At 33.7% G+C, this 667-nt stretch carries 1 protein-coding gene; it reads right to left on the bottom strand.

Features of this window, described 5'->3' with window-relative positions; translation table 11 throughout:
- Window positions 1–221 (bottom strand): thymidylate synthase (gene thyA / locus ACTHSP_RS21215; protein WP_440346909.1); only part of this gene is annotated, 221 nt, incomplete at its 3' end.
- Between the last annotated feature and the right edge of the window lie 446 nt (window positions 222–667).

Below are 667 nucleotides of genomic sequence, written 5' to 3'. Positions count from 1 at the left end.
TCTTTCAGGTATTTGATGTTGGTATCGCCTTTGAGAAACCAAAGCAGCTCATGAATAATCGAGCGCAGATGCAGTTTTTTGGTGGTCAACAGCGGAAAGCCTTCACTCAAATCAAAACGCATTTGGTAACCGAACACGGAACGCGTGCCGGTGCCGGTACGGTCGGATTTGTCGATGCCATTGTCGAGAACATGGCGCATAAGGTCGTGATAGGCTTTCATGTGTTTCCTTAATGTATGTGTTGTGGGAATTTCGTGTGTATTGTACCGAATTTTCAGACGGCCTGCCTCTCTGTCTTCAATGAGGTAATCTTCCCTATATTCGCGTAGTACACTCATTAACAATTTTGACAATTCCGCACTAATTTACAGAAATTTTTGAGCTGAATTAAATTTTTACAAAAAAATTTTCAACATTTTCTAGTTTAATTACTCGGCATTTTATTTTTATTTAAATCTATTTAATGAAATATTTTTAGATATTTTTAATTAAATTTAAAATATAATTCCATTTTTACAAATTAGTAAAAAAATAATGTCAACAATCTAGTCAAAATTTTTCTTGGCAAGTAAAATTTTTACGGCTATATTTCAAAACATAAATATTGAAATATCTCACTCAATAGGAGTAGAAAAATGACCGACCTGAACACTCTATTTACCAATCT

The organism is Neisseria sp. P0001.S005, from assembly GCF_051963715.1.
Note: the sequence above shows the minus strand (reverse complement) of the source record. Positions and strands in the feature narration are given on the sequence as shown.